Raw genomic sequence first — 21,810 nt, 5'->3', positions numbered from 1 at the left:
CCCATGCCGACCACCATCTCATCGAGGTAGGCGCTCAGCGCCTCATCCAGCTTGCGCAGATGTGCGGGTGTCATCCCGACCGTAGATCATGACCGCTACCTGGATTCAAGTGACCGGGTAGTACTAGGGGCCTCCATTCAATGGCGCACAACCCGTGAAAAGGGGTCGGATACGACTCCCCTGAGGTAGGTATTGATTTGAGAGCCGCTCGGAGTATGGGGCTCTTCAGTCGATATCTTCGTCGAGTGGGTCGGTCTCGCGCTCATCGAATTCGGCGACAGGGGCAAGTTTCATCTCTTGGCTTTGGGCGTCCACTCCCTCTCGCGTTCGAATCCAACGAAATGTCGCGCTTGGATAAGATATTTGTTTGGGATTGGGGTAGAGAATGAGGTAGCCGGGAAGCGCTGTTACTTGCCACTGCTCAGGTAGTGCCTGGATCGCGAGGTCAATTGCCTCTTGGGCGGTTGGCATGGTTTGAGTAACGTGTACTCTCGCCTTGTATGCCTGTTTCGCGGAGCCCTTCTTTTCGAAGCGCAGATTGTAGGGAAGGTTGGTTTTTAGCTGGGAGAGATACTCGGCGAGAGTCGTGTCCCCCAGTTCGAGCCCCTGTACCCTGAATGCCAGATTGATTGGATATTGCGCGTCAAAATGGTTTGAAGCGACTTCGCTCGTATCGCGATTCTTTCCTGGGTCCTTGTTCCCAAAGCCGTTCGTATTCCAGGGAACCCCGTTGGCCGCTGATTCGCCTGTTTGTCGATACTTCTTGATCAGGAGCCGCTCAGGTGCGGCGGCGTCGAGATCCTCGTCTACATAGAGACAGATAAAGCTGATCTCCTCGAGGGAGATATTCTTTCGGCCACTTAGCTTCTTTCGATGGTTCAGAAGCCGGCTGGGCAGCGATTTCTGTGCTTTCCCAACGTAGACGCGTTGGCCATTGTGGAACAGCAGGTACACGCCAGGGCGTGGCTCAAGGCTGTCGATATTCTCTTTCGTGAGCGGCGCTCTTCGTAAGGGACCGTCGTTGATGTCCAGCTTTTCGGCGAGCTGGTCGGCGAGTGCCTTGGTGATGCTGAGCTTGAAGTCCGTGGCGAAGAACGTGGGCTTTGAGGAGGACACGCGGAAATTCTAGCACTCCCGGTTTTGAAATTCTCTGATTCCGCGGATTCAGTGCCTTGGCTGGGTTTAGGAGCGAGCCGAGGACCATGTTGGTGCTGGACGGTTGAGGCGGCAAATCTCCAATGACATTCCTGATTCGCCTTGCCGACAACTTCCTCGTGCCTGTATCGCGCGTCGAGTTCAGCTCACCTTGTCAGTGTGCTGGTGCGGCACGTTGATCGTCCGTCAGTGAGGGCTCTTTGCTCTCCGCGGAATTGAGTTTGGAGGCGACGCTGCGTGCCACCACCGCGGCCAATCCCACGGGGACCGCGTTCCCAAGTTGCCGCATGACCTCGGACCAAGCGCCTTCAAATCGCCAGCTATCTGGAAACGTCTGGATCCGCGCCGCTTCCCGGACGGTGAGATAGCGCACGGAGCCATCCTCGAAGGCGATCATGTTCTCGCCGCCGGGCACGCCGTGGACCCCCGCCTTGAGCGTCTTGGACGGCATGTCGAGCGGGCTCCCCGTGTGACCTGGGTAGACCTTGGCGCCTGGCATGAGCTTGTGGTTCGCGAACCCCTTCGCATCTCGGTCCACGCGTGGCTCGGGCATGCCCGCGATGGCGTCGCGGATGGTCATCCAGGGTTTCGTTCTGAGGGGAGGGCCGTTCTCCAGGTCGCGCATGCGCACACTGCTGAGCGCGAACGGCTTCCCCGAAAGTGGAGCGCGTACGCCATGGCGCTTCCAGTACTCGCCGGTGACGTGCTTGTCCCAGATGAGTGCGTCTTCGCTATGGGTCGGCTCGGGAAAGTGCCACTCCAGGCCCGTGTCCGCGCGGAATCCCACGATGAAAACGCGCTCCCGCTGCTGAGGAACTCCGTAGTTGGCGGAGTTAAGGAGCTGGGCAACGACGTTGTATTTGACACCTTGAAACCGTCCTCGCGTGTGGACGTCCTCGAGCCGAGCCTGATGCACAGGCCAGTCCTCGGTCCGCTTCTTCGTGACGGTCGGATAGGTGAGGTGCAGCTTGATGTACTCGAAATAGTTCTGAAAGCTCGCTCGGAGGAGCCCCTTCACATTCTCCAGGATGAAGGCGCGTGGCTGGAGCTCACGCACCGCACGAACAAACTCGGGGAACATATTGCGAGCGTCGTCCTGCGCACGGTGCTTGCCGCCCAAGCTGAAGGGCTGGCAGGGGGCTCCACCCGCCACGAGGTCCACATCCCCGTTCCCGAACATGTCGAACGAGAGGAGCCGGATGTCGGTGTGGTGGATTCTCCAATCCTGGATGCCCGGAACGGAGTTGGCCTTCGCGTTCTGTCGCAGGGTGTCGCAGGCGTCCTCATCCCATTCGACAAGGCCACGGTGGCGGAATCCCGCGTGGTGCGTGCCCAGGGCCAATCCACCTGCCCCCGTGAACAGCTCGATGGAGTTCATGATGAACGATGCTCCATGACGAGAGTGACGCGAAAGTTCAAGAGGCTTGTGGTCGACAGCGGCATCGCGGTTGTCGAGGACTCAGTTCGCGGTCGGCTTGTCGCCAGGTTGGGGAGGTGCTCCGAGGAAGTCACGGATGTTCGCTCTGAGTACTTCTTCATTCCGAAGCTGGCACTCCCAGATGACGAGCGCAGCCCACCCCATCTTTTGGAGTTCATCAAGTTTGCGCAGGTCCCTTGCTCGGTTCCCTTCCAGCTTGGGCATCCAGAAGTCGAGACGGGATTTCGGCATGCGAGCCAGGGGACAGGTCGGGTCGGGATGCCGGTGCCAGAAGCATCCGTGGACGAAGATGGCCTTGCGCCGTCCGGGGAACGCGAGGTCGGGCCGCCCTGGGACTTTCTTGTACTGCAGCCTGTACCGATAACCCATCTCCGAGATGATTCGCCGGATGCGCACTTCCGGCTTCGTGTCCTTGTGGCGTACCCGCGCCATCCGCTCGCTGCGTTCCTTGGGCGTCAGCGTGTCCATGCACGGACCGAACCATGAAAGCGAAGGGCTGGTCACCCCGTGGGAACCGCAGTGTGGCCTGGTTTACGCCCCGCTTAGAGCCACCCCGCCGACGTCGGCACCGGAGCTGACTCGCGGTAGATGCGCAGCATGTCCGCGACGCTGTGCTGGAACTCAAACCCGGTGGCCTCCAGGAAGCGCCGGTTGTCCACGACGATGGGATAGCGCAGGTGGTCCAGTGCCCCCACCGAGAGCCGAGGGAACCCCGCTCGCCCCAGCAGGAGCGACAGCACCTGTGACGGCAGCGGAATCCCCATCCGCCCCGTCTCCCGCACGATGACGGACAACGGAATCGGCGACGGCCCCGCCACGTTGAAGATGCCTCGCACCTTCTTCTCCAACGCCAACTGCAACGCCGTCACCACGTCCTCTTCCTGCAACACGTGGAACAGCGGGTCATACCCGAGCACCAGCGGCACCCGCCGTCCCTTCAGGAACGACGCCAGCGTCCCCGTGCCCGGCGCCCCCAGCGTGTACGGCAACCGCAACACCGCCGTGGTCATCTCCGGCAATCGCCACAGCGCCATCGCCGCATACAGGTCCGCGGCCACCAGGTCCGCCAGCTCCGGAATCGCCTCCAGCGCGCGCGGCGGCTCGTCCTCGGAGTGGTACAGCGGCGAGTCCGGCGCCGCCCCGTAGAACGTGTGCCGCCCCACGAAGAGCACCTGCTTCACGCCATGCGCCGCGCAGTGGTCGAACACCGCCTTGGTGCCGTCCAGGTTGATGCGACCCCGCTCCGCGCCAGGCACCGTGAACGCCGTCACCGTGGCCATGTGCACCACCGCCTCCGGCTTCCAGCGCCGGAACACGTCCTCCGCCACGCGCTTGCGCACGTCGCCCCGGAACACCTCGATGCCCGCCTCGCGCGCGTTCTCCCACGGGCGGATGTCCACCCCCGCCACGTCGTGCCCCGCCGTCTTCAGCCGCAGCGCCAGCTTCCGCGCGATGCCGCCCGCAATCCCTGGGATGAGCACCCTCATGGCAACAGCTTCCTCGCCAGCCCGCGGTCCTGTCGCCCCGCCCGGCCAAGCTCGATGAGCCCCGCGATGCGCTCCTTCACCTTCGCCACATATCCCTCGATGACGTGGTCGTCTTCATCCCCCGTGCCTTGGAAGACGAGCGGCTCGCCGTAATGGATTTCCAGCTGCACCGGCAGGGGCAGCGGCAACAGGTACGGCGTCAGGGGTACGTACGGCACCCCCAGCAACTTGCCCAGCGTATAGGCATTGAACACCGTGGGAATCGCCGAGCCTCCCCCCAGGAACGCGAACGGGATGATGGGCGAGCGCGTCTGCAGCGCCAGCCGGATGAACCCCGTCCCGAAGTCCACCAGCGAGTACCGGTCCGGAAAGAGCTTGGCCGTCCCCCGCGCGCCCTCCGGGAAGATCATCAGCAGCCGGTCGTCCTCCAACAGCCGCCGCGCATGCTCCGGCAACCCCGTGAACTGTCCCGTGCGACTGGCCCACAGCGAGGACACCGGGAACTTGTGGAGGAAGCGCTCCACCATGCCCTGCGCCAGCCGGGGAGGGTCCATCTCCAGCATGGTGGAGGTCAGCACCATGGCGCCGTCCACCGCCACGCCGCCCGAGTGGTTGCCCACCAGCATCCCCCGGCCTCGCTGGGGAATGTGGTGGATGCCGTGGCAGCGCACCCGGAAGTAGTACCGGTAGATGAGCCCGAAGAGGCGCAGGGCGTCCCTCACGTGCTTCCGGGAGATTCCGTACGGGTCCACGCCATACTCGTTGAACGGCAGCTCCAGCCGGTCAACCCGCGCATCCAATCCGTCGCTCAGGGCCACGGCGCGGCAACCTAGCATTCCCCGCCGCGGCCCGCCGCTTTCCACCGCGTGTGCATTGGGTGCCAGCCCCACCTTGGGCCATACTGACCCCATCCCCTCATGACTCCCCCAGACGAACTCGCCATCGAGGTGAAGGGCCTGGTCAAGCGCTTCGGTGACGTCGTGGCCGTGGACGGCATCGACCTGGAAATCCGACGCGGCGAGTGCATGGGGCTGCTCGGCCCCAACGGCGCCGGCAAGACGACCACCGTCGAGATTCTCGAGGGCCTCCAGGAGCCCACCTCCGGCCATGTGCGGCTGCTCGGCCTGGACTGGAAGAAGGACGCCACGAAGCTGCGCCAGCGCATCGGCCTGACGCTCCAGGAGACGCGCCTCGTCGACCAGCTCACCGTCGAGGAGACGGTGCGCATGTTCGCGTCCTTCTATCCTCGCTCCCTGCCCATCGAGGAACTCATTGGAATGGTGCAGCTCGGCGAGAAGCGGCAGGCGCGAGTGGGAAAGCTGTCGGGTGGGCAGCGACAGCGATTGGCCCTGGCGCTGGGGCTGGCCGGAGACCCGGACCTCTTGTTCCTCGATGAGCCGACGACGGGGTTGGACCCCCAGTCGCGCCGGGCCCTCTGGGACGTGGTGGCGGAGCTCAAGTCGCGCGGGCGCACCGTGGTGCTGACCACGCATTACATGGACGAGGCCGAGGTGCTCTGCGACCGGCTGGTCATCATCGACCGGGGGCGGGTGATGAGCCGGGGGACGCCCCAGGACATCGTCGCCTCGCTGGGCGTCGAGCAGGTCATCGAGCTGGAGGCGGAGCCCGCGCTGGATTTGGAGCGGCTGCGCCCGCTGCCCGCGGTGGTGTCCGCGCAGCGCCACGCGGACCGCGTCACCCTGCGGGTGAAGGAGCTGCACGTGGCCCTGCCCTCGGTGCTGCGCGAGGTGGAGGAGGCGGGTGGCCGGCTGCGTCATCTGTCCACGCGCCGGCCCACGCTGGATGATGTCTTCATCGGCTTGACGGGACGCTCGCTGCGCGAGGGCGCAGAGGAGAAGGCGGCGTGATGGGCTCGCTGGGACAGTTGATGCTCATGCGGCTGCGCGTGTTGTGGCGCCAGCCCGAGGTGCTCTTCTGGACGTTCGTCTTCCCCGTCGCCACCACGCTGGTGCTGGGACTCGCCTTCCGCAACAGCGCGCTGGAGCCCGTGCGCGTCGCCGTCGCGGACGGTCCGGAAGCTCCCGCGCTGCTGGCCCGACTGCAGGGCGTGCCGGAATTGGAGGCGCGCACCCTGGACGTCACCGAGGCGCGACGCCAACTGGCGCGAGGGCGGGTGTCCCTGGTGTTGCTGCCCGGAAGCCCGAATCCCGAGGCGCTGGTGGACCCCAGCCAGCCCGAGGGGCGCACCGCGCGGCTGCTCGTCTCGCAGGCCCTGGCCGCCACGCCGGACATGCCTCGACTGGAGGCGGTGAAGGCCACGCCCGTGTCGGAGCCGGGCAACCGCTACGTCGACTTCCTCATCCCCGGGTTGCTGGGCATGTCGTTGATGTCCTCCAGCCTGTGGGCCCTGGCCCTCCCGCTGGTGGCGATGCGCGGTGGAAAGCTGCTCAAGCGTCTGGCGGGCACGCCCATGTCCCGCGCGCACTTCTTCCTCGCCTTCCTCCTGGCGCGCACCGTCTTCGCCGCGCTGGAGGTCGCCTTCTTCTGCGCCTTCGCCCGCTGGTTGTTCGACGTGCCCATGTTCGGCAACTACCTCGCCCTGCTCGGGGTGGGGCTGCTGGGGGCGATGTGCTTCGCCTCCCTGGCGCTGCTCGTGTCCATCCGGGCGCGCAGCGAGGAGTCGGTGGGAGGACTCGTCAACCTCGTCTCCATGCCGATGATGTTCCTGTCCGGCGTCTTCTTCGCGTCGGAGAACTTCCCCGGCTGGATGCAGCCGTTCATCCGCGTGCTGCCGCTGACAGCGCTCAATGACTCACTGCGCTCCATCATGCTGGAGGGCACGTCGGTGCTGACGCTGGGAGCACCCTTGGCGGTGCTCGCTGTCTGGACCATTCTCCCCATGGTGGCGACCCTCCGCTGGTTCCGCTGGGTTTGAAGGAGTGCCCGTGTCCGAGTCCAACTTCGTCCAACAGCTCAACTTCCTGGGGCGCGACGCGAGCAACGAGTCCGCGGCGCTCCAGGCCGCCTTCTCGCTCGGCCTGCTGGGAAAGCTTCCGTCGGGCCCGGGTGCCCGGCCCGTGACGCTGGAGGCCCTGGCCCAGCAGCTGGGTTCCAACGCGCGGGGCGTCCGCTCCGTCATCGAGCCGCTCGTCGCCCTCGGCTTCGTGAAGCTGGAAGAGGGGCGGGGCTATCTGCTCGCGGAGGCCACCGCGGCGTTCCTGTCGGATGACGCCTTCACCGCCCGCCTGCGCGAGGTCCGCGAGTGGTGGCACGCGGTGGCGCTGCTGCCTCGGGCCGTGCGCACGGGAGCGCCGGCGGAGGGGCGGGACGTACTGGGGTGGTACCGCTCACTCTTCCTCGAGCCCTCGCCACGGTGCCCCAGCGCGGAGGCAGAGGACTTCTTCGACCGCTACGCGCGCAACTTCGCGCGCACCCAGGCGCTGGTGACGGCCGCGGAGCTTGGCGTGCTGGAGCGACTGGTTGCGGGAGCCACGTCGACAGCGGCGCTCGCGAGCGCAGTGGACGCGAAGCCGGAAGGGCTGGACGTGTTGCTCGGCGTGCTCGCGAAGATGGGCATCTCACGCGAGGACGCGGGGAGTTGGTCCTTCACCGAGGCGGCGGCGCGGATGCTCGATGCCACCAGCCTGCCGTACTTCCAGCGAGCGCTGCCTGCCACCATGGCCTACTGGGAGGCCTTCGGGCACCTGGACGAGGCGGTGCGTGAGCACACATTCCGTTTGGACTTGAGGGACCCGGAGACAGCGCGCCGCATCTACCAGGAGAACGCCTCGCGCATCTCCAGCATCTTCGCCTCTCATCTCCGGTTGAGTCGCAAGGCGGCGGAGCTGGCGGCCTCGCTGCGCTCGCTCTCAGGGGCGAAGGTGCTGGACGTGGGCACGGGCTCGGGCGTGTGGGGCGCGGCCTTCGGGCTGGCGGACCCGACCACCCATGTCACCTATCTGGACTCGCCACACGTGCTGAGCTCCGTGCGCCCGCACCTGACGAAGCTGAAGCTGGAGGGGCGCTCGCGGCTGTGGGAGGGCGACTGCCTCTCGGTGGAGTACGGCGAGGCCGAGTACGACGTCATCCTGCTGCCGCAAATCATCCCCGCGCTGCCACCCGAGGCGCTGCCCGGCTTCTTCGCGAAGCTGGCGCGCGCGCTGCGGCCCCGAGGGCTGCTGCTCATCTCCGGCTATCTGCTGACGGACCGCCGCGACGGTCCGCTGGACGCGCTCTACTTCGCGCTGCGGCGGTACGTGTCGAACGAGGGCGACGTGCTGTCGATGCCGGAGTTCCGCGCGCTCCTGACGCCGGTGGGCCTGACGTCCGCGCGCGGCTTCGAGATGCCCATCCAACAGGTCGTCGTCGCCCACCGGGGAGACGTCGCCTGGGCCGACGCCGCCACGCCGGCCGCTTGAGTCCAAAAGCCTCGCGCGCTCAGGCCGCGAGGCGGGTGGGTAGCGTCACGCCCTCGCGCGAGGCGAGAATCATCTCCTGGGTGGGCAGGGGGATGCAGACGGTGCTCGTCAGCCCCACGTCCTTCAGGAGGCTGGCGTACTCGGAGGCGGACAGCAGGTCGCCTTCGTTGGTCATGAAGCGCCGCAGCCCGAAGTAGAGGTGCTCCAGGGGCCCATCCCGGCGCTCGTTCAGCACGTACTCCGCGATGAGCAGCACGCCGTCCGGCTTCAGGGCGCGAGCCACGCGGGCGAACAGGTCCGGCAGCGTCTCCGGCCGCAGCACGTTGAGCACCTGGGGCAGGATGATGACGTCGAAGGCCTGGGTGCCGAAGTCGTGGGTGAACAAGTCTCCCGGCCAGAAGCGCGCCCGGTCCGCGACCTTGAGGCGCTCCAGGTTGGAGCGCACCTGCTCCAGCACCACCGCCTGGTCGAAGTAGGTGACGCGCGACGTCGGCGTCACCCGCGCGAAGGCAGCGCCCCACACGCCCGAGCCCGTGCCGATATCCAGCACCTGCGCCCCGTCCATCGCTCGGACCTGGGCCAGCGTCTCGGCGGCCTTGCGGCTGAGCTGGAAGTGCGAGGCGAACACCGCGGTGATCTGCTGCGAGTTGTCCGCGTAGAAGAGCCGGCTCGTCTCCGGGTCCTTCAGGTCGAGGATGAAGCGCTCCGTGCGCACCGTCTCCTCCAGCCGCCCCAGCGCCTCCCAGTACCGCGCGGACACGGAGAGCGCGCGGACCAGGTACGCCAGCGCCTTGCCCTCCAGGATGGGCCGGGCCTCCTCCGAGGGCTTCCAGGCTCCGCTTTCTTCCTGCACGAGCCCCAGCTTCGCCAACACCTCCACCAGCACGCGCAGGCCCGTGGTGCTCAGGTACGTGGCCGCGCCCAGCTCCGTCAGCGAACGAGGGGAGGTGGCGAGCAGCTCCAGCACGCCCAGCCGACCCGCCGTGACGAGCAACTGCGTGCGCGCCGCGCCCCGGGCGAAGCGGTCGAAGAAGTCCTCCGCCCCAGGCGTGGCCGAGCTGGGTTGCGGGTCCAGGAACAGCTCCCGGTAGTGCTGGAGCACGTCCCAGCGAGCGCCCGCATGCTCCACGGGCTCACCCCGCTTGATGGCCTCGTCGAGCAGGCCCATGGGCTCCCACCAAGGCAGCTCGGCCTGGAGCCGTGCGCGAAAGCCGGCGTCGGCCAGGAACGCCGAGGTGGAGGCCGCCAGCGAGAAGCCGTTCGCGTCATCCATGCGCGCGAAGCCCAGGCACACCAGCAGCTCCAGCAGCGAGCGGGTGCCACGCGCGGAGGTGCCCAGCTTTCGGGCCAGCGCGTCGAGGGAGACTGGCGCCGCCGTGCCTTCAAGGGGCAGTGCGTCGAAGAGCCCGACGCGCAGCGCGGTCCTCAGCAGGGCTGATTCATTGGAGGCATTACGGGCCCAGACATGCAGTGACTGCGCGAGTGAGGGGCTCGATGACGCCGTCATTCAGGCTCTCCAATGCGGTGGGGGGGGGTAGCTTCATCCGCGAGGCTCGGGACTCGCAACCGTGAGGCAGGTGGCTTGCTCGTCCCAGGCTGCTTCTCTATCGTCCTGACTCCCCGGATGAATGTCGAGCGCGCCCGCCAGTCCCTGGTGTGTTCGCCGCCGTCAACGCAGTGCGAGGAGCCCTTGGTGACATTCGCGTCGTTGGCGCTCCAGAGCGTCCGGAGCCGGCCTCGAAGCTGGATTGTGGGGTTTCTGGCCGCTGGGAGTGCGCTGCTGCTCACCCTGGGTGTCGCCTTCCTGGAGGGCGTCTCGGATGGCACGCGGCGCAGCCTCATCGAGAGCGGCACCGGGCACCTGCAGCTCTATCACTCCAAGTCCGAGGGCGTCCCCACGGTGGTGCTGGACCATGGCGGCGCATCGGAGCTCCAGCCCCTGCCGGACTTTCCCGCCATCGAGGCGAAGCTGAAGGCGGTGGAGGGCGTTCAGGAAGTGGTGCCGCTGGAGGTGGGCTGGGGCTGGGTGTTTCGCGGCAACTACCTCGACGAGAAGCTGGCCGCGGCCCGCTCGGTCGCCCGCGAGCCTCCGTCCGCGTCGCGTGACGCACGGCTGGAGCGGCTGGCCACGGACCTGGAGCGCACCCTCCGGGACGTCGTCAAGGATGACGGCCGGCGCACGGAGGCCTTCGCCTTCCTGAAGGAGGACGAGGCCCGCGAGGACCGGCGCGCGCTCGACGAGGTGGGCACCCCGGAGTTCTGGACGCGCTTCCGGGCGGAGCCCCTGCAGGCGCTGGAGTACCTGGAGAACCGCGTCGCCCGGCAGGTGGGCGAGGGCGAGTCCATCGACGTGGAGTTCCTGGCCTCGGACCTGGAGCAGTTCCCCCGCGCCTTTCCCCGCTTCGAGCTCGTCAGTGGCAGCCTGCCGCCGCCGGGACAGCGTGGGTTGCTGCTGGGGCAGGGGCTCTACGAGCAGAACTTCAAGCTGCCCGTCGCGGCGCTGCTCGACGAACTCCAGGTGGAACGGCAGCGCGGGTCCACCTTCGCCGCGGACGAGTCGCTGCGCACGCGGGCGGCGCGCTGCCTCGCGGAGCTGCCGGACCTCCTGGCGCGGCTCGACGCGGAGCGCTCCGTCAAGCTGGTGGAGGTGCTCGCGAAGCTGCTGGGCCACACCGGTGAAGTGGAGCCGCTGCTGCGCGAGTTCCTCACGCTGGACGACGCCAACTTCGACACGCGCTTCGCTCAGTTCCAGGGGGAGCTCGCGCCCTTGCTGCCGCTGTACCGCGTGCGCCCCGGGGACACGCTGGTGATGATGAGCGCCTTCGGCTCGCTGGGTCGCATCGGTGTGCCGGTGAAGGTCTGGGGCACCTTCCGCTTCGCCGGGCTCGGAGGTGACTCCAGCCGCGTCAACACGCTCGGGATGGTGGACCTGGTCACCGCGCGCTACCTGTCCGGCCGGCGCACCCAGGCGGAGGTGGACGAGGTCCGCAGGGACGTGGAGGCGCTCGGTCTGGCCAAGCCCCTTCAGCCCGTGGACATGGCGCTCCAGCCCGCCATCCTCGTGGAAGAGCCTGTCGCCAACGTGGAGGCGGTCGTCCCGGAGGCGCCGTCCGAGAAGAGAGGTCCCGCGTGGCCGGAGACCTTCACGCAGGCGGAGCAGCGGGGCGGCAGCGTGCTCCAGGCCGCGCTCGTCCTCTCCCCCGACGCGAAGCCGGAGCTCGTCGCCGCGAGCATCGACGCGCTGGCCGCCGAGGCGGGGCTCCCCATCGCCACGGTGGACTGGTCCGTGGCGGGAGGGATGCTCGCGGGCGTGGTGGGCATCGCCCAGGTCGTCCTCGTGGCCATCGCCGTGCTGATGTCGTTCTTCGTCGTGCTCGTGTCCGCGAGCACGCTGCTGCTGCTGGCTCGGGAGCGGGTGGGTGAGGTGGGGACGATGCGCGCGGTGGGAATGCAGCGGCGGGAGGTCTTCCAGACGTTGTTGGTGGAGGGGCTGGTGCTGGGAATCACCGGCGCGGGCCTGGGGCTGGGACTGGGGGCGCTGCTCTTGAAGCTCCTGGTGGGAGACGGGGTCGGCATCCACGACGAGTCGCTCCAGTTCTACATGGGTGGCACCGTGCTCAGGCCGCACCTGTCCACCGGCAACGTGCTGGCCGTGGGCCTCGGAGTCGTCGTCGTCGTGGTGGCCGCGGCGCTGGTGCCCGCGTGGCGAGGCAGCTCCGTCTCTCCCGCCGTGGCGATGCTGAAGAGGGAGGACTGACGCCATGCCCGTCCTGTTCCAGATGGCATTGCGCAACCTCTTCGCCCACCGCGAGCGCATGCTGCTGTTGTTCTCCGTGGTGGCGGCGGCCAGCGGCGTGCTGGTGCTGTCGATGGCCCTGACGGCGGGAGTCGCCTCCGCGCACCGCGAGGCCATCACCACGTTCCTGAGCGGCGAGCTCAACGTCGGTGGCTACTTCAAGGTCCACCCCGACAGCATCTCTCCGGTGATGGGCAGCGCGGGCCCGGTGCGTGAGGTGGTGGCGCCGCTCGTGCCGGCGGACTGTCACCTGCGCGAGCGGGGACGCGGCCGCGCCACCGTGGGCTTCTCCCGGCGCCGCTTCTCGTCCTATCTCGTGTCGTTGGACGTCGCCGCGGAGCAGGGCGCGCTCAGCACGCTGCGCATGAAGGAAGGGAGCCTTTCGGCCCTGTCGCGGCCCCGGACGGTGGTGCTCTCCACGACGATGGCCGAGCGACTCCAGGTGGGCATGGGCGACGTGGCCACGCTCTTCGCGGAGTCGGTGGGCACGCTGCGCCGCAACGCGCTGGACGTGGAGGTGGTGGCCATCATGGAGCGGGCGGGCCTGCTCGGAGGCTCCTCGGGCATCCTCGTCTCCAACGACACGCTGCGCGAGCTGGAGGGCTACCGCCCCGGCGCCGCGGGAGTGCTCCAGCTCGCCTGTGCCTCGGGAAGCACGGGGATGTTGGACGTGGATGCGCTGGGGGACTCCTGGCGCGAGGCCCTGCGCACCGCGGGCTTCGAGGTGCTCCCGGCCCTGCACGAGGCCTACGGCGACAAGCTCTCTCCCATGTTGCGCGAGGGCTGGCGCGGCCAGCGACTGGACGTCTCCACGTGGCAGGACGAGTCCGCGTTCCTCAGCTTCGTCACGGACGGGCTGGGCGCGCTGACGGTGCTGCTGGGCCTGGTGGTGCTGGGCGTCGTCCTGGTGGGCATCTTCATGGCGCAGAGTGTCGCCGTGCGGGAGCGGACCCGGGAGATTGGGACGCTGCGCGCCATGGGCATGCAGCGCCCCCGGGTGGCGGTGCTCTTCATGCTGGAGGGGTTGCTCCTGGGCTTCGTGGGCGCGGTGACGGGCGCCGTCGTCGCGCTGGGGCTCGGCACGCTGCTGCATGGCCGCGTCCCCCTGCCGGAGCCGCTCATCGACTTGTTCTTCAGCACCCACCTGCCGCTGGAGCCGAGCGTGGGTTCGGCGGTGGTCGCCGTGGTGCTCGTCACGTGTTGTGCGGTGCTCGCGGTGGTGGTCCCCTCGCTGCGCGCCGCCTGGTTGTCCCCTCGTTCCGCCATGGAGTCGCTGTGAACCTGGTGCCTGCCCGCCGCTTCCTCACGCTGCTCACCCTGTTGCTGTCTCCCACCCTGGCCAGCGCCGACAAGGTGGCGAAGCCCTCGGGCGAAGAGGTGCTGCGCCTCATCGACGACCGCATGGCCTTCCAGAGCGACTACAAGGGCACGGTGCGGCTGCGCGAGCTGCGCAAGGACGGCACCGAGAACCTGATGGAGCTGGAAGTCTACCGGCGCGACTCGTCGAGAGATTTGCTCATCTACATCACCAAGCCGCGTCACCTCGCCGGTGGCGGCTACCTGCGCATGGGGCGCAACCTCTGGGAGTACGAGGCGTCGACGGGCCAGTGGCAACGGACCACCCAGCGCGGCAACATCGTCAACACCGTCTCCTGCGAAGAGGACTTCGACCGCTCGCGCCTCGCGGAGAACTACGACGTGAAGGACGAGGGCGAGGAGGTCGTCAGCGGCACCTCCTTCCGCAAGCTCCACCTCACCTCGAAGGACGGCGCCCAGGTCTCCTACGTGCAGCTGCGCATCTGGGTGGACCCGGCGTTCAACATCGTCAAGCGCATCGGCTATGCGCCCTCCGGCCGCGTCCTCCGCACCGACGTCATCCGCAGCTACCAGCCCATGAAGGACCCGCTGGCTGGCAAGGTCGTCTATCCCTACAAGGAAGTGCTGGAGATTGAAGAGGCCTCCGGCTCGCAATTCACCGTGCGCTACGACGACGTGACGCTGAAGGCGTTGAACCCGAACATGTTCACGAAGACGTGGCTGGAAGGACGGGTGCGCTGAGGCGCACGGCCGTCCTTCCCCTCGCTGCTCATCCCTTCTTCTGGATGAGCAGCCGCGCCAGCTCCCGCACTCCGGGCTCGCGCAGCAGGTCCGAGTGCTGTCCCGGCAGCGTCACCAGGTCCAACTGCTCCCGGGGCAGGTGAGCGTCCCAGCCGAACGTCTCGTCATGGAACTCGGCCAGCGTCATGGCGCCCCGGATGATGAGGGGGCGCACCTGGCGCGGCGCCTTGACCTGCCACTGCGCGGCCTGCGGCGTCAGCACCTCTCCCAGCACCTTCCACGCGCGAGCGACGTCCATGCCCCGGAAGTGGGGTGAGGCCATCCCCGAGGCGCGGGCGCGCTCGGCCACGTGCTCCCACTTCGCCTCCAGCGACATGCCCTCCAGTGCGCCCGCCAGGGTGGCGTCGTACACGCCCAGCACATCCGCCATGGCCAGCACGGACTCCAGCCGTTGCGCGGGCATCTCCGCCTGGATGACTTCGGAGGTGAGGGTGTCCACCACCGCCAGCAGCTCCACCTGCTCGCCCTGCGCTTCCAGGAGCGCGGCCACGCCCATGGCCGGATAACCACCGTAGGAGAAGCCCATCAACCGGTAGGGGCCATGGGGCTGCGTGGCGCGGATGTCCCGGGCGTAGGCCTCCACGCGCTCGTCGAAGGAGCCGAGCGGCTGGTCCGGCGTCAGCGTCTCCGGCGCCTGGATGCCGTAGCAGAGGAAGTGCGGCTCCAGGACGGGGACCAGCTCGCGGTAGTGGTAGACCTCGCCGTCGCCCGCGTGGAAGAGGAACAGCGGCGTCGCGCTCGCCGGAACGTCGCGGCTGGCCAGTCGAAGGACGCTGGAGCGCGAGGGCCCCTCGCGGAAGTACTCCTGGATGGCCTCCGCCGAGTCCTGGAGGACGGAGTTCTGGAAGAGGACGGCCAGCGGCAGGGGAATGCCGAGCTCGTCTTCCAGTCGGGCCAGCAGGCGCATGGCGAGGATGGAGTCGCCGCCGATGGTGAAGAAGTCGTCTTCGACGCCGACACCCGGCTTCTCCAGCACCTCCCGCCACAGCCGGTGGAGCACCATCTCCAGCGTGGTGCGGAACGGCGTCTCCATGCGCGCCGACGCCGAGGTCTCCACGACGGGGGCCGGACGCGACTCGGGAGCCGGGAGGGCCTGACGGTCCACCTTGCCGTTGGCGTTGATGGGCAGCTGCTCCATCACCACGAAGTCCGCGGGCACCATGTACGCGGGCAGCAGCGCCGCCACGTGCGCGCGCAGGGCATCCGCCTCCACGGAAGTGGGCGCCTGGATATAGGCACAGAGTGACTGCACGCCCGCGGCGGCGGTCCGCGCGACGACGACTGCTTCTTCGACTCCCGCGTGTCGTCGCAGGCAGGTCTCGATTTCCGACAGCTCGATGCGGAAGCCGCGAATCTTCACCTGGTGGTCCGCGCGGCCGAGGAAGCGCAGGCGTCCATCCGGCAGCATCCGCGCCAGGTCTCCCGTCCGATACATGCGCGCGCCGGGCGCTTCGGAGAACGGGTCCGGAATGAAGCGCTCCGCCGTCGCATGCGGCGCGCCCAGGTAGCCTCGCGAGAGCGCCGCCCCACCGATGAAGACGCCGCCGGGCTGGCCCGGGATGACGGGCGCCAGGTGGTCATCCAACAGGTAGATGCGCACGCGGGGGATGGGCCGGCCGATGGGGAAGGTGGCCTCGGTGCCCAGGCCCTCGACGCCGGGGATGTCGCAGGTGGCGGAGGTGATGGTGCACTCGGTGGGGCCGTAGACGTTGACCCACGGCGCGTGAGCACCGCCCACGCGCACCCACGCGTCATAGGTCTCCCGCTTGAGGACGTCGCCTCCGGGGGCGAGCAGGCGCAGGCGGCGCGGAAGCCGCTGACCTGAGGACTCCATCTGCCGAATCCACTCCTCGATGTACGTGGGAGGCAGGCTGATGAGGGTGATGTCCGTCTCCTCCAGATACGGCGTCATCGCGTGCGCGGGGACCAGCCCGTTGCGCAGGACAACGGTGGCTCCCACCGCCAGCGGCGGATAGAGGTCTTCGGCGGCGGCGTCGAAGGTGAGCGGCGCGAACTGGAGCATCCGGTCCCCGGCTCGCAGCCCGAAGCGCTTCACGATGGCCAGGTTGTGGTTCACCACCGAGCGGTGCTCCACCATCACCCCCTTGGGCTCGCCCGTGGAGCCGGAGGTGAAGACGATGTACGCCACCTGGGAGTCCGCGACGCGACGCGGTCCGGGCGTCAGGTCCTCCGGAACAGCCTCAGGCTGGCGTGGCACCGCGACGTGGGGCACGAGCCACTCGTTCGCGGCCCGTGCGTCTTCGTCCAACCACAGCCGTTGGATTCCCGCCCGCTCCACCACCGCCTGCTTGCGCGCGTCGGGCCAGCCCGCGTCGAGCGGGACGTAGGCGCCGCCCGCCTTCATGATGCCGAGCAGCACCGCCATGGCCTGCGCGGAGGGCTCCATCATCACGCCCACGCGCTCCTCGGGCCGCAGACCCTGCTTCACCAACTCGCGGGCGAGCAGGTTGGCGCGGGCATTCAGCTCGGCGTAGCTCCACGTCGTCGCGCCATGTGCCACGGCGGCGGCCGTGGGAGAGCGCGGCACCTGGGCCTCGAAGAGGGTGTGGATGCAGGCCCCGGTGGGAATCTCCTGCGGCCCTCCGTCCAGCGACGCGAGCACCTCCGCGCGCTGCAAGTCGGACAGCAGCGACAGGCGGGACAGGGGTGCGTCGGGAACCCGCAGCGCCGAGTCCACCAACTGCTCGAACGAGCGGGCCATGCGCTCGCCGGACTCCGCCGTGAAGAGGGCGCCGTCGACTGCGAGCAGTCCCTCCAGCCCGCCATGCGTCTCCTCGACGAGGCTGACCACCACGTCATACGCGGGGATGACGCCGGGGGCGTCCAGCTCCTCCACCGCGAGACCGTCCATGCGGAGCGTGCCCGCCGAATCCAACATCACCAACGTCTGCGCCAGGGCTTGAGAGGTGCGCGGACCCTCCGGCACCACGGCATCCGAGATTCGCTTGAAGGCGACGTCCTGATGGGTCGTGGCGTGGGCCACCACCGCCTGGGCGCGTCGGAGCAACTGTCGGAAGGACGGGTTGCCCGTCAGGTCCGTGCACAGGGGGAGGACGTTGGCGAAGTAGCCGACCATCCGCTCCGTCTGCGGCAGGGTGCGCCCGGAGAAGGGCGAGGCCACGACGACGGAGCCCTGGCCGCTGAGCCGGTGCAGCCAGGTCTGGACGAGCGCCAGCACGGACGTGAAGGGGGAGACCCGCTCGCGACGGGACAGCTCGCGGAGAGCGTCTCCCTGCGCGGGAGAGAACGCCACGCGAACGGGGCGCATGTTGGCGTTGAGCGCGGGTGCCCGGCGCGGGAAGTCCAAGGGCAGGTCCAACACGGGCGGCGCATTCGCCAGCGCCTGCTTCCACGCCGCGAGCGACTCTGTCTCCCGTTGCAGGGCCTCCTCGCTCCGCTGCCACCGCGCCACGTCGGTGTACTGGAGCGGGGCCGGTGGAAGCAGGGGCGTCACGTGCTCCCGCGCCGCCTGGTAGGCGGTGGCCACCTCGTCCATGAACGCGTGGAGCCCCAAGCCGTCGGAGACGAGGTGGCTCACGGCGAGCACAAGGACATGGCGGGTGCCCGTCGCATCCAGGCGGAGCAGCTCGAAGCGGTACAGCGGACCCCGCGCCACATCGAAGGGCAGGTGGTCCTGCCGTGACACCGCCGCGCGCGCCGCCTCGAACGCCTCGGTGGGCGAGAGGTGTGACAAGTCCACTTGAGTGAGCACGGAGGCGAGCGTCGGATTCACGCGGACCAGCACCGCTTCGCGTTCCTGGAGGAAGACGGAGCGCAGCGTGTGGTTGCGCTCCAGCGCGGCGGCGAGCGCGGCCTCCAGGTGGGAAGGCTCCAGCGGACCGTCCAGCACCATGGCGAGGCTGAGCACATACGGAGGCGCGTCCGGCAACTGCAGCGCGTACCACAGGCGCTCCTGCACGGGCGCCGCCGGTAGCGGACCTGTCGGAGAGACGGTCGGCGCTGTCGGCGACTCCTGGATGCGCGGAGCCCCGGCGATGGCGCGCGCGAGCCCGGCCACGGTGGGCTGGGTGAACAGCGTGCTCAACGGCAACTGCACGCCCAGCTCCTGCCGGATGCGAGTCACCACGCGAGTCGCGCTCAGCGAGTGACCGCCGAGGGCGAAAAAGTCGGAGTCGCGCCACACCTGCTCGACGCCCAGGATCTGCTGGAAGAGCCGCGCCAGGTACTCTTCCGTGGCGCCCTGGGGCAGCTCTCCCTCGGCCTCCTCGGACAGGGGCAGGGGCCTCTGGGCCAGCGCCTTGCGGTCCACCTTCCCGTTGGCACTGAGGGGGAGCGCGGTCAGCGGCATGATTCGCGCGGGCACCATGTAGGGCGGCAGCCGTTGGCTCAGGGCCTCGCGCAGCTGCGCGGGCGCCTCGGTGCCCGTGAGCACCACCCAGGCCACCAGCTCCTTGTCTCCAGGACGGCGCTCCCACGCGGTGACGGCGCAGGCACGCACGGACGGCAGCGCGGCCAGCGCGGCTTCCACTTCCGCCAGCTCGATGCGCATGCCGCGCACCTTCACCTGGAAGTCGGCGCGGGCGAGGAACTCCAGGCGCCCGTCGGACAGGCGGCGTCCCAGGTCTCCGGTGCGATACAGGCGCGCGCCCGGCTCCTCCGAGAAGGGATGGGGCACGAAGCGCTCCGCCGTGAGTTCGGGGCGGTGCCGGTAGCCTCGGCCCACGCCGACGCCACCGATGTAGAGTTCACCCACGACACCCGGAGGCACGGGGTTCATGGAGGCGTCCAGCACGTGGACCTCCATTCCCCGCTTGGGCAGGCCGATGGGCGTGCTCGTTCCGAGCGGCGGGGCCACCAGGGTTTGGAGCGTCGCGGTGTCGGAGCACTCGGCGGGGCCGTAGGCGTTGACCAGTGGGATGTTCGGGTAGCGCTCGAACCAGGCACGGCACACGGAGGGTGGCAGGGCCTCGCCGATGGTGACCATGCACCGCAGCCGGGGAAGCGCGGGCGCGCTGGCGGCGGTGTCCTCCAGCAGCGCATGCAGTACCGAGGGGACCAGCTCCACCACGGTGGCTCCGGACGAAGCGAGCTCCGAGGCGAGTCGCTGCGGCTCCCGAGCGGAATCATCGGAGATGAGGTGCGTGGTGGCACCGAGCGTCAACGCACCGAGCATCTGCCACACGGAGATGTCGAAGCTCAGGGACGCCGTCTGGGCGATGACGTCGCCCTCGTGGATGCCCAGTCCCTCGACCATGCCGAGGATGTGATTGCGCAGGCCCCGGTGGTGGACCATCACGCCCTTGGGCACACCCGTGGAGCCCGACGTGAAGAGCACGTACGCGAGCGCCTCCGGTGAAGCCCGCCGCATGAGGGGCTCCGCGCTCTGTGTCTCCAAACCGTCGAGCGTCAACACCCGTGGACGCAGGGACTCTGGGACCAGGGAGAGGGCCTCGGTGAGTCCGCCGTCCTGAGTCCCCGACGCGATGAGGAACGGCGGCTGGCTCTCCGCGAGAAGCTGCGCCACGCGCGCGGGAGGCAGCCGTGCATCCAACTGGAGATGCGCGCCGCCGGCGGTGTGGACGGCGAGGATGGTCCGAACGAGCGCCTCATCCCTGGGCCCGATGACGGCCACCAGCGTCTCCTGTCCCACGCCCTGGGCCGCGAGCCTCCGCGCGGCCTTGTGAGTCCAGGCCGCGAGCTCGCCGTAGGTCCACTGTCCGCCATCGAAGGACAGGGCGATGCGCTCCGGGACGCGCAGGGCCTGGGCCGCGAAGTCCTCGTGCACGCACGTCTCGGGAGGAGCCGTGGGCGCCGAGCGACCACCGCGCAGTGCGGAGACTCGCTCGTCATCCGTCAGCAGGGGCAGGTGCGAGACTTCGGCACTCGGAGCCTGGAGCGCGCCTTCGAGGAGCTGGAGGTAGTGGGTGAGCATCCGCTCGGCGGTGGCGGGCTCGAACAAGTCAGTGCTGTACGTGAAGGCGAACTCGAAGCCGTCGGCGACCTCCGTGGCATGGAGCGTCAGGTCGAGCTGACTGGTGTGATTGTCGACGTGCAGCTCCCGCGCGGTCATCCCCTGGAAGGCGCTGGCGAGCGGCTCCGTCACCGCCCGGCCCATGTCGAACATCACCTGCACCAGCGGAAGGTGACCCGAACCTCGCTCCACATGAAGCGCCTGGACGACCCGCTCGAACGGTGCGGCCTGATGCGAGAAGGCCTCGAGCGACGTGGTGCGGACCTGCGACAGGAGGGAGGAGAACGTCAGGCCCGGGGTGAAGTGGCTGCGCAGGACGACGGTGTTGAGGAACAGGCCGACGACGTCCTCGGTGGCGGGGTGGACACGGCCCGCGGTGGGACTGCCCACGACCAGCTCCTCCTGTCCGGAGTAGCGGTGCAGCAGGGTGGCGAAGACGGCATACAGCGCCATGAACGGCGTCACCTGCTGCTGACGGCACAGCGTGCTCAGGGCGCGGGTCAGCGCGGGAGACAGGCGCTGGATGCGACTGACGGCTCCGGCATCTCCGACGACCGAGCGGCGCGGCTTGTCGAGCGGCAGGGCAAGCAGCGACGGGGCTCCCGCGAGCTGGCGCTTCCAGTAGTCGAGGTGCGCCTCTTCATGGGCGCGGACCGAGGGCAGCCGCTGCCACGTCGCGACATCCGCCTGGGTGAGCGCGACGGGAGCAAGGACGGGGACCTGCTGCTGGCGGAGCGCGGAGTAGGCCACGGCCAGCTCGCGCAGGAGGATGTCGAGGGACAGTCCGTCGACGAGGACGTGGTGCAACACGAGCAGCAGCACATGGTGCTCGGCGCCCAGTCGGAACAGGCGGAAGCGGTACAGCGGCCCCTCGGAGAGCGAGAAGGCGCGGCTGGACTCTTCCTGGAATCGGGCCCAGTCACGAAGCGACTCACCGTCCAGTGACGAGGGCGCGTCTTCGACCTGGAGCACCTGCGCCGGTACGGGTCCCAGCCGAAGCGTGGGCCGGTCACCATCAGGAGTGAAGTACGCGCGAAGGGAGCTGTGTCGCTCCAGCATCAGTCGCAGCGCGGACTCCAGCGCGCCTGTGTCCAGCGGGCCACGAAGCTCGACAGCCTCGGGGATGAGATACGCGCGCAGACCGGGGAGCAGCTCGTGAAGGAACCAGAGGCGCTCCTGCGCGAACGTCGGCAGCAGCGGAGCGTCGGGAGACCTGGGCGCCGGAGGCGGGAGCTGTGGGACGCGAGCGAGCGCGTGGGATTCGAGGAGCGCCGCGAGTGACGCAATGGAAGGCGAGGCGAAGAAGGAGGCGAGGGGAAGGTCGACGCCGAAGGACTGACGGATGCGGGAGACGAGGCGGGTGGCGGAGAGGGAGTGGCCACCGAGGGAGAAGAAGTCGGAGTCGCGAGAGACGGAGTCGAGGCCGAGGACCTGGGAGAAGAGAAGGGAGAGGAGCTCTTCGGTGGGGCCGCGAGGAGGAGAGA

Annotated in this window: 13 protein-coding genes; 6 read left to right on the top strand and 7 right to left on the bottom strand. The window is 68.6% G+C overall.

Annotated elements, in window-relative coordinates; genetic code table 11:
* Positions 1-225: 225 nt before the first annotated feature.
* The 5 genes from LZ199_RS45560 to LZ199_RS45540 all read right to left on the bottom strand — a co-directional run bounded on the left by LZ199_RS45560 (position 226) and on the right by LZ199_RS45540 (position 4,898).
* Complete coding sequence (locus LZ199_RS45560) at positions 226-1,116, bottom strand: GIY-YIG nuclease family protein (RefSeq protein WP_254000122.1); 891 nt, start codon at positions 1,114-1,116, stop codon at positions 226-228.
* A 193-nt stretch (positions 1,117-1,309) separates the two neighbouring features.
* Positions 1,310-2,533 carry a DNA cytosine methyltransferase gene (locus LZ199_RS45555; protein ID WP_254000121.1) on the bottom strand — a complete coding sequence of 408 codons (1,224 nt, stop codon included), beginning with the start codon at positions 2,531-2,533 and terminating at the stop codon, positions 1,310-1,312.
* Between the two features lie 81 nt (positions 2,534-2,614).
* A complete protein-coding gene (locus LZ199_RS45550) occupies positions 2,615-3,061 on the bottom strand; it encodes a very short patch repair endonuclease (RefSeq protein ID WP_254000120.1) in 447 nt (148 codons plus the stop codon).
* A 74-nt stretch (positions 3,062-3,135) separates the two neighbouring features.
* Positions 3,136-4,080 (bottom strand): SDR family oxidoreductase, encoded by a 945-nt coding sequence (locus LZ199_RS45545; protein ID WP_254000119.1) that lies wholly within the window; start codon positions 4,078-4,080, stop codon positions 3,136-3,138.
* Positions 4,077-4,898 (bottom strand): lysophospholipid acyltransferase family protein, encoded by an 822-nt coding sequence (locus LZ199_RS45540; protein ID WP_323390412.1) that lies wholly within the window; start codon positions 4,896-4,898, stop codon positions 4,077-4,079. Before LZ199_RS45540 ends, LZ199_RS45545 begins: the two co-directional genes overlap by 4 nt.
* A gap of 99 nt (positions 4,899-4,997) precedes the next feature.
* On the opposite strand from LZ199_RS45540, the gene LZ199_RS45535 reads away from it, so the two are divergent.
* The 3 genes from LZ199_RS45535 to LZ199_RS45525 are packed head-to-tail and all read left to right on the top strand — an operon-like array spanning position 4,998 to position 8,459.
* On the top strand, positions 4,998-5,948 hold the full coding sequence (locus LZ199_RS45535; protein WP_254000117.1) for an ABC transporter ATP-binding protein: 951 nt from the start codon (positions 4,998-5,000) through the stop codon (positions 5,946-5,948).
* The gene (locus tag LZ199_RS45530; RefSeq protein ID WP_254000123.1) at positions 5,948-6,976 is read left to right on the top strand and encodes an ABC transporter permease; all 1,029 of its coding nucleotides are present in this window, start codon (positions 5,948-5,950) and stop codon (positions 6,974-6,976) included. The genes LZ199_RS45535 and LZ199_RS45530 overlap by 1 nt, the downstream gene beginning before the upstream one ends.
* Positions 6,977-6,986: 10 nt before the next feature.
* Positions 6,987-8,459 (top strand): methyltransferase family protein, encoded by a 1,473-nt coding sequence (locus tag LZ199_RS45525; RefSeq protein WP_254000116.1) that lies wholly within the window; start codon positions 6,987-6,989, stop codon positions 8,457-8,459.
* Positions 8,460-8,478: 19 nt separating this feature from the next.
* On the opposite strand, the gene LZ199_RS45520 is transcribed toward LZ199_RS45525, so the two are convergent.
* Positions 8,479-9,966, bottom strand: coding sequence for a class I SAM-dependent methyltransferase (locus tag LZ199_RS45520; protein WP_254000115.1), 1,488 nt, complete (start codon positions 9,964-9,966; stop codon positions 8,479-8,481).
* A gap of 186 nt (positions 9,967-10,152) precedes the next feature.
* On the opposite strand from LZ199_RS45520, the gene LZ199_RS45515 reads away from it, so the two are divergent.
* Genes LZ199_RS45515 through LZ199_RS45505 form a run of 3 tightly spaced genes read left to right on the top strand, consistent with a single transcriptional unit; the run spans position 10,153 to position 14,313 of the window.
* The gene (locus LZ199_RS45515; protein WP_254000114.1) at positions 10,153-12,216 is read left to right on the top strand and encodes an FtsX-like permease family protein; all 2,064 of its coding nucleotides are present in this window, start codon (positions 10,153-10,155) and stop codon (positions 12,214-12,216) included.
* Positions 12,217-12,220: 4 nt separating this feature from the next.
* Complete coding sequence (locus tag LZ199_RS45510) at positions 12,221-13,534, top strand: ABC transporter permease (RefSeq protein ID WP_254000113.1); 1,314 nt, start codon at positions 12,221-12,223, stop codon at positions 13,532-13,534.
* Positions 13,531-14,313, top strand: coding sequence for an outer membrane lipoprotein-sorting protein (locus LZ199_RS45505; RefSeq protein WP_254000112.1), 783 nt, complete (start codon positions 13,531-13,533; stop codon positions 14,311-14,313). The genes LZ199_RS45510 and LZ199_RS45505 overlap by 4 nt, the downstream gene beginning before the upstream one ends.
* 28 nt (positions 14,314-14,341) lie before the next feature.
* Here LZ199_RS45505 and LZ199_RS45500 read toward each other — a convergent pair.
* On the bottom strand, positions 14,342-21,810 hold a 7,469-nt coding region (locus LZ199_RS45500; RefSeq protein ID WP_254000111.1), incomplete at its 5' end, for an amino acid adenylation domain-containing protein.

The sequence above is a fragment of the Myxococcus qinghaiensis genome, from assembly GCF_024198215.1.
Classification (GTDB): domain Bacteria; phylum Myxococcota; class Myxococcia; order Myxococcales; family Myxococcaceae; genus Myxococcus; species Myxococcus qinghaiensis.
The sequence above is the reverse complement of the archived record's forward strand: the minus strand, read 5'-3'. Positions and strand labels throughout refer to the sequence as shown.

Coding starts and splice junctions, on each gene's coding strand:
- LZ199_RS45555 (WP_254000121.1), bottom strand. CDS start 2,533: ATGAACTCCATCGAGCTGTTCACGGGGGCAGGTGGATTGGCCCTGGGC.
- LZ199_RS45550 (WP_254000120.1), bottom strand. CDS start 3,061: ATGGACACGCTGACGCCCAAGGAACGCAGCGAGCGGATGGCGCGGGTA.
- LZ199_RS45545 (WP_254000119.1), bottom strand. CDS start 4,080: ATGAGGGTGCTCATCCCAGGGATTGCGGGCGGCATCGCGCGGAAGCTG.
- LZ199_RS45535 (WP_254000117.1), top strand. CDS start 4,998: ATGACTCCCCCAGACGAACTCGCCATCGAGGTGAAGGGCCTGGTCAAG.
- LZ199_RS45530 (WP_254000123.1), top strand. CDS start 5,948: ATGGGCTCGCTGGGACAGTTGATGCTCATGCGGCTGCGCGTGTTGTGG.
- LZ199_RS45520 (WP_254000115.1), bottom strand. CDS start 9,966: ATGACGGCGTCATCGAGCCCCTCACTCGCGCAGTCACTGCATGTCTGG.
- LZ199_RS45510 (WP_254000113.1), top strand. CDS start 12,221: ATGCCCGTCCTGTTCCAGATGGCATTGCGCAACCTCTTCGCCCACCGC.